We start from the raw sequence: 7,374 nt of genomic DNA on the forward strand, positions 1-7,374 counted from the left end.
TCATGCCGACAACGTAACCCTGCGCTATGACGAGCGGACGATTTCCAGAAGCCTGTCCGTCTCGATCCCGGATGGCTCCTTCACAGTGATCGTCGGCCCGAACGCCTGCGGCAAGTCCACGCTGCTGCGCGCCCTGTCGCGCCTGCTTGTTCCTGCTGCCGGGCAGGTGATCCTCGACGGGAGGAGCATTACCGATCTTGCCGCCAAGGACGTCGCTCGCCGTCTCGGCCTTTTACCGCAATCGTCCATCGCACCAGACGGCATTACGGTCGCCGATCTGGTGGCGCGCGGCCGCTATCCGCATCAGTCCTTCTTCCGGCAATGGTCGAAAGCCGATGAGGAAGCCGTCATCGCCGCGATGGAGGCAACCCGCGTTACGGACCTCTCCGGCTGTCTCGTTGACGAACTGTCCGGCGGTCAGCGGCAGCGCGTCTGGATCGCGATGGTGCTGGCGCAGGAAACCCCGATCCTGCTTCTGGACGAGCCGACTACTTTCCTCGATATCGCTCACCAGATCGAACTTATGGACCTGCTGGCGGATCTCAACCGTCAGGGCCGCACCATCGTCGCCGTGCTGCACGACCTCAACCACGCCTGCCGTTATGCCTCGCACCTGATCGCGATGAAGGACGGCATGATCGTCGCCGAAGGCAAACCGCCATCCATCGTAACCGAAAAACTGGTCGAAGACGTGTTCGGTTTGCCATCCGTCATCATTCCCGATCCGGTGTCAAATACCCCGCTGATCATCCCGAAGGGGCGTGAAGGCGCTTAATGTTGCGGCAGAATCGGAAGTAGTGCGTCTCGACACATCCGTTTGGGCAGGAAAAGGCGGTGGCATGAAAGTGGTCGTTTCCAGTCATGAGAGCGGACTTCTGAGATGCAGATGATCTTGAAGCAGTCGCGCTCTGCATCTTTCAGCTCACCTTTCGGGGTTAGAAGATGTCATGGAAGAAGTGCAACGCGTAACTGCTCCCTACGATTATCGCATTGGGGTCGACTACCACAAAAAATCTAGCCACCTCGTAGTTCAGGACTCTTCCGGGAAGATACTGCACTCTCGGTGAGTAAAGAACGACCGGCAATCGCTCGGTTCGTTTCTTGAGCGATATCGGGAGAACAGCCACGCTATGGTGGAAGCCACCCGTAACTGGATGGTGATATATGACTGGCTGAATGACATCTGCAATAATGTCGCTCTCGCTCATCCCTTGTAGGCGATACGTGGAGCGCCTAACCTAAGCCTTCAGCACCCCGAACGGTGGCAGTAGGCGGCGGAAGCCCTATGCTCCATATCAGGGGGCCTCACTCCCAGAGACAAGCGGGACTAGGCTTATGCTGAGCTACGGGGCGAGTTGTTCGGCATTCTCAATTTCACAAGGGGGAAGAAAGTGGCAGGCCAGCCGGTTTTATGTATCTAACCAATGCAGGCCCGCAACCTAGGAAATATGCCGGTTAAGCCAACCGCTTAGCGGTTCTTTGTTGACCAGAACCCGCCGCCCTAACCACCACCGTAGGAGCGCACTGGAAACCGTAGACGGACCGCTTCAGCGTAGGAGTAAGTGACAACCAACGCAAAGTGCCGCGAAATGTTACATATGGCTTGCGGAAGCGGCTGGCAGATTTACTCTTTGGAGCTGTTCTAATTCATTGCAGTTGCATGAAAACCTGCATCTGCTAGGAACGTAAAGCGCACATTAATTGACATAGTTAGTTTAATTGAAGAGTGACGGTGCGCGCGGAGCGAAACATATTGAACCACAGGTGCAACGCGTGTGATGGATTTGGTAGTCTCAGACGGTGACGATACTCGCCCATCTTTGTCGAAGGCTATAGAACGCTGCTACGGTGAGCTCAAAAACTATGCCCGTCTCAAAATTGGCGATGAAGCGATAGCTGAGGAACTTGTTCAAGAAGCCTGTTTACGGCTTGTCACTTCTGGTATCGAGACTCCGTTCAATCCCCGTGCGTACCTCTACCGAGTCTTGGGAAACCTTGTAACCGACCATCACCGCCGCAAAGCGCGCTTCAGTAGCAGTTTTGTGAATTCGGATGTAGTTGATGCGGCGGATGATCGGCCTGATGTGGAGCGAGAACTGATCGCTCGCCAGCGGTTGGCTATCCTTGTGGAAGCGGTGTCGGAACTCCCTCCTCGTTGCCGGGAGTGTTTTGTGTTGCGCCGCTTCGAAGGGCTTTCTCATGGGGAGATAGCTGATCGTATGAATATAACGCGTAGTGCCGTCGAAAAACATCTGGCTGTAGCGACAGTTCATTGCGCCCGGCGTTTGAAGGCACATGAATAGTTTTCGTTCGGGACTGCGGCTATTTTCACGTCAATCGTCTTATGTGTCGGGTGGGTGTGATATCCTGTCCATCCTTTTCTCGTATCACGACGCGAGCCAGAATTCATGACGAGTTCAGATGATAGAGATTCGCTTGAAGAAGCTGCTGAATGGTTTTTCCGTCAGGATGGAAGTTCTTTGTCAGCGGGTGATGATGCTCGCTTTCGGGCATGGCTCGCGGCGTCGGATGAAAATCGTGCCGCCTATGCTGAAATATCCGGTACATGGCATGAGCTTAGAAATATTCCCAATCCGGCAGCCTGTCCGCCGCGACATTTTTGGCGCAGAGTTACGATGCCAATTGCTGCGGCCTTTGCTGGGATCTGCGTTTTGGCGGGAGGCACATGGTATCTGGATGTGCCGATGCGAGTTATGGCCGATGGTTATACGGCGGTGGGAGAGTTACAGACCCTTAGGCTACCTGACGGTTCCCTGGCTGAGATGAACAGCGGCACCGCAATAGCAGTCGCCTATTCATCCGGTGAGCGGAGAATACGGCTTCTGAAAGGCGAAGCGGTGTTCACTGTGAACGCCGACGCGCAACGGCCGTTCATCGTAGAGGCACACGGAGGCACGGCCGCGGCCCTTGGCACAGTATATGCGGTGCGTGAAGACAGTGATGGCGCAACGGTAACAGTGATCGAGAGCCATGTCGCAATTTCTCCAGATGCAGATGCTCAGCCTCTGCGGATTGGCGCTGGACAACGTGTTCGTTATGAGAATGGCCACCTTGGTCCCGTGGAATTTGTTGATGCCGTATCCGAGACCGCATGGAGGCGGAGAAAATTGATATTCATCGACAGGCCTCTAGGAGAAGTGGTCGATGAACTGAATCGGTATCACAAGGGTATGATCCGGATTGTGGACAGCGCGATAAGGTCCCGTCGTGTAAGCGGCGTCTTCGAAACCGATGATATCATCAAAGTTGTAGACGCGCTCGAAAAGTCCTTTGGATTCAGCGACACAAGGCTCGGCAACTTTGTGATCCTCATTCATCGATAATTTTTTTGCAGATTTGTTGATTTTCTTACTCCGGTTTTTCTCTGCGCGAACGTCTTAACCGACGAAAGCGTTATCGCCCCGCTTTGATGGGATGATGTTTGAAGACAGGGGGTCTTGATGATTTCTCAATTTTTAATGCCGTGCCGTCATGCGCGAAACCTCTACGCTGTGTTGCTGGCTACCGTTTCCGTATCAGTTCTGACACCCATTGGCGCTGACATGGTATATGCGCAGGAGCGCGCAGCACCATTACGATACTCTATTCCGGCGGGATCGCTGTCTCAGGCGCTGAATCTTTTCGCAGATGTTTCCGGCCTTCAACTCGTTTATGATGCCGGAGCGACACGTACACTACATACGCGAGGATTCAACGGACAGGGTGCGGCTTCGGACGTCCTCTCGATGCTTTTAGTGGGCACTGGTCTGACCTGGCGTTCCACTGGCGCGAATTCCGTGACAATCCTCAGCCCATCAAGCACAGGGACGGATAATGCGGTCTCGGCAGATGGGTCAACGGTGCTGGATACCATTACGGTTCAGGGCCAGGGCGCTACGACCGAGGGGACAGGTTCATATACAACGACGCAGATGAGCACGGCTACCGGGTTGCCGCTTTCGATTAAGGAAACGCCACAGTCGGTAAGCGTTGTGACACGTCAGAGGATGGATGATCAGATACTGAATTCCACTGCTGATATATTGAAGACAACGACCGGTATTCAGGTACAGGAATGGGACAGTCAGCGCACCGAGCCATTCTCGCGAGGCTTTTATCTGGATAGCTTTCAGTATGACGGTGTGGCATTGAACAATCTGGACGCGATGTATGGCGAACATCGCTCCGATACGCTGCAATATGACCGGGTGGAGGTTCTTCGCGGCGCAAACGGTCTGATAACAGGCTCTGGGAATCCGTCCGGAGCCGTCAACTTTGTGCGCAAGCATGCCGACAGCAAAGTCTTGACCGGCGAGATAAGCTCGACCGTTGGTTCCTGGAAAGATTTTCGCGAAACTCTTGATGTCACCACTCCGCTGAATGCGGATGGGTCGGTTCGGGGCCGAGTCATTGTTTCGAGAAATGATAAGGAATCATTCATTGATCGGCAATCAACCCAATCCGGGCTATTTTACGGGATATTGGACGCTGACCTAGGCCCGGACACAAAGTTGTCTTTAGGGGCTGAATACCAACATCGAGATATAGACAGCGCGATTTGGTCCGGTTTGCCAATGTTTTTCAGTGACGGAACGCGCACTCATTTCAGGCGTAGCCTGAACACCGCGCCAGACTGGGCTTATTGGGATACGGAAAACACTAACATTTTCGGCGGTTTCGAACATAGTTTTGAAAACGACTGGACCCTGAAACTGGACGCAATTCATGTCCATAAGAAAGGCGAGGCAAAACTTCTTTACACTTGGGGGCAACCGGATCGTGTAACCGGTTTGGGCCTTGATCCATCACCTTCTTACTATTGGCATGATGCTACACAGACAGTTTTGAGCGCCAAGCTTAATGGTTCCTACGAACTGTTCGGGCGGCAGCACGAATTCTTCTCTGGTGCAACGGCCGATTGGATGGATGAAGATTATGCCTATTATCTGCCGGTGAACCCCGCACCATTCGGGAGCATCTTTGAATCTGATGGAAGTTACCCAGAGCCGGGCTGGGGGAGCGAGCGCCTGCGCGTTTCGAAAATCGATCAGTTCGGCGCGTATGGCGCCACCCGTCTGAACATCACCGATGAACTGAAGTTCATTGGCGGTGCGCGTTTCTCGCATATCGAGACCGAAACGGTGCGTAAGTGGACTGGCGCGAGTACGGCTCAGATCGAAGATGAAATAACACCATACTTCGGAGTTACATATGACCTGACTTCCAACCTCAGTGTATATGCGAGCTATGCTGACGTGTTTCGTGTCCAGACAGAACGTGACATTAACGATCAATATCTCGATCCCGTAACCGGCAGCAACATCGAGGCAGGCATTAAAGGAACCTGGTTTGACGATCGCCTGAATGGCTCGATAGCGATATTCCGCGCTATGGAAGACAACGTGGCGGTTGCAACAGGAGAGTATATCCCCGGCACGACGACACTTGCTTACCGTACTGCACAAGGCGTGGAAACCAAAGGGATCGAAGGCGAACTATCAGGAGAGCTGACGCCCGGTTGGAATCTCACTCTTGGAGCCACCGTGCTTGAAAGCAAGGACGGAGAGGGAAATGAGGTCAATACCACCCTTCCGCGCGAAATGGTTCGATTGTTCACGACTTACACTCTTCCCGGTGAATGGAATAAGCTGACCATCGGTGGTGGAGTGAACTGGCAGGGCAAGACTTATCTGCCAATCAGTACAACCACGGGAACAGTACGCTACACGCAAGCACCCTATGCAACTGTGAGCCTGATGGCGAGGTACGACTTCAACGAAACGGTTTCCGCTCAATTCAATGTCGAAAACCTGTTCGACAAGAGATACGTCCAGATACTGGAGGGCGACGAGCAAATTTCCTTTGGAGCGCCGCGAAGAGCATTCCTACGGCTTTCCGCGAAATTCTGAGCGAGAACATGAAACATCGCCGTCTAATTCGCAAACAGAAAGGGCAATCGTCTCCCACGAACATGGGGCGCCGCCGTGTGCTCTTCGGCATGACGGCGATGTCGCTTGTCACCGTTGCGGACAAGGTTCATGGAGATACAGCTTTTCCCGCCACCATCAGACACGCATTTGGCGTAACAAATGTTAGTCGTGAACCAGTGCGAGTTGTAACACTTGGCTGGAGTGGCGAGGATGCTGTCATAGCACTCGGAAAAGTTCCGATTGCAATGACTCGCTATCCTTATTGGCAAAGTGGTATTGCGGATTGGAACATGGCGGGCATCGGTGCTTCCAAGCCGGTATTGTTGGGCAATAGTCTCGATTTCGAAATGATCGCGCTCTTGAAGCCGGATCTAATTCTGGCGGTCTTTTCCGGCATTGACGCTCTTGCTTACAAGCGATTGTCGCGAATTGCTCCGGTGGTGGCATTTGAAAAGGCACCTTGGTCGGCTGATTGGAGAGCGCAGATGCGTCTTGCCGGTCGGGCGTTGGGACGCGTATCAGCGGCACAGAACCTGATCAACAATACAGAAGAGAAACTGGATTTTCTTCGCCGAAAATATCCAAACCTTCAAAACAAAACCGCGGCATTGGTTGCGCATTTCCCGATGCAAGCCGGGATTGATGTTTACCTTGATGGAGATACGCGTTTCGATCTGTTGAAATCTCTTGGTCTTGTAACGCCGAACACCATCGCCGGTTTGGGCAGAGCCGATAGGGGACGATATTCTGTTTCGATCGGACTTGAACGTGTAGATATCATTGACGCAGATGTCATCGTCGGCTGGTTTGGACACGGGCTTCACGCTGCAATAAAGGCCCAGCCGATCCTTGCTACAGTGCCAGCGATCAAGAACGGACGAGTTGTTACGCTGGAATCGCCTGTAGAAATCTGGTCCGTTCTGTCGCCGACGGCGCCCTCCATTTTTAAAGGTTACCCACAACTCGCCAAGCGCATATCCGAAGTACTGGCAAGGACATTTCTGTGACAAATCTTAAGCATTCGCGACTTACTCGGCCTGCTCGCAACGACAATAGGGAAGGAAATTGTCGGGAGCCCTATGTGGAAGACTATTTTTTGGGCGAAACGATCGTGGTCGAGAGATTGTCGCCATCATTGACGCGCATCGTTCTAAAGGTTGAAGACGGCGGGCGGTTGGTACCAAGTGGGCATCCCGACGAATGGGTGCGCCTTGCATTGAAGCCGAACGCTCAGACGCCTGTGACGTTGCCGGTAAAAATGGAGAACGGCAAATGGGGCAGACCCGACGGCTCGCAGCATTGCCCAAACCGTCCTTACACGGTGCGGCGCTGGGATGGCACGACCGGTGAGATGGTTATCGATCTGGTCGCACATGAAGGCGGAGTGGGAGCCAGTTGGGCCATAACGGCACGTCCTGGTGACATCGTGGGCATCTGCAACCCG

6 protein-coding genes and 1 pseudogene are annotated in these 7,374 nt (G+C 53.5%); all 7 read left to right on the forward strand.

Annotation, left to right across the window (positions count from 1 at the left end; all coding sequences use genetic code 11):
- A partial coding sequence (locus AC0TOF_RS00300) for an ABC transporter ATP-binding protein (RefSeq protein ID WP_473766768.1) occupies positions 1-775 on the forward strand: 775 nt, incomplete at its 5' end.
- Positions 776-947: 172 nt separating this feature from the next.
- A pseudogene (locus AC0TOF_RS00305) lies at positions 948-1,214 on the forward strand (IS110 family transposase); the annotation flags it as partial.
- A gap of 564 nt (positions 1,215-1,778) precedes the next feature.
- A complete protein-coding gene (locus AC0TOF_RS00310) occupies positions 1,779-2,303 on the forward strand; it encodes an RNA polymerase sigma factor (protein ID WP_077684221.1) in 525 nt (174 codons plus the stop codon).
- A 105-nt stretch (positions 2,304-2,408) separates the two neighbouring features.
- Positions 2,409-3,344 (forward strand): FecR family protein, encoded by a 936-nt coding sequence (locus tag AC0TOF_RS00315; RefSeq protein ID WP_077684220.1) that lies wholly within the window; start codon positions 2,409-2,411, stop codon positions 3,342-3,344.
- Between the two features lie 117 nt (positions 3,345-3,461).
- Positions 3,462-5,909, forward strand: a complete 2,448-nt coding sequence (locus AC0TOF_RS00320) for a TonB-dependent siderophore receptor (protein ID WP_473766769.1) — start codon at positions 3,462-3,464, stop codon at positions 5,907-5,909.
- A gap of 8 nt (positions 5,910-5,917) precedes the next feature.
- Positions 5,918-6,937 carry an iron-siderophore ABC transporter substrate-binding protein gene (locus AC0TOF_RS00325; protein ID WP_473766770.1) on the forward strand — a complete coding sequence of 340 codons (1,020 nt, stop codon included), beginning with the start codon at positions 5,918-5,920 and terminating at the stop codon, positions 6,935-6,937.
- Between the two features lie 74 nt (positions 6,938-7,011).
- Positions 7,012-7,374: siderophore-interacting protein (locus tag AC0TOF_RS00330; protein WP_473766771.1), on the forward strand; the 363-nt coding region annotated here is incomplete at its 3' end.

Source organism: Ochrobactrum sp. PL_is501 (assembly GCF_055816895.1).

Bases quoted from the DNA above. Each gene is read 5' to 3' on its own strand.
- AC0TOF_RS00325 (WP_473766770.1), top strand. From the start codon at position 5,918: ATGAAACATCGCCGTCTAATTCGCAAACAGAAAGGGCAATCGTCTCCC.
- AC0TOF_RS00310 (WP_077684221.1), top strand. From the start codon at position 1,779: ATGGATTTGGTAGTCTCAGACGGTGACGATACTCGCCCATCTTTGTCG.
- AC0TOF_RS00320 (WP_473766769.1), top strand. From the start codon at position 3,462: ATGATTTCTCAATTTTTAATGCCGTGCCGTCATGCGCGAAACCTCTAC.
- AC0TOF_RS00315 (WP_077684220.1), top strand. From the start codon at position 2,409: ATGACGAGTTCAGATGATAGAGATTCGCTTGAAGAAGCTGCTGAATGG.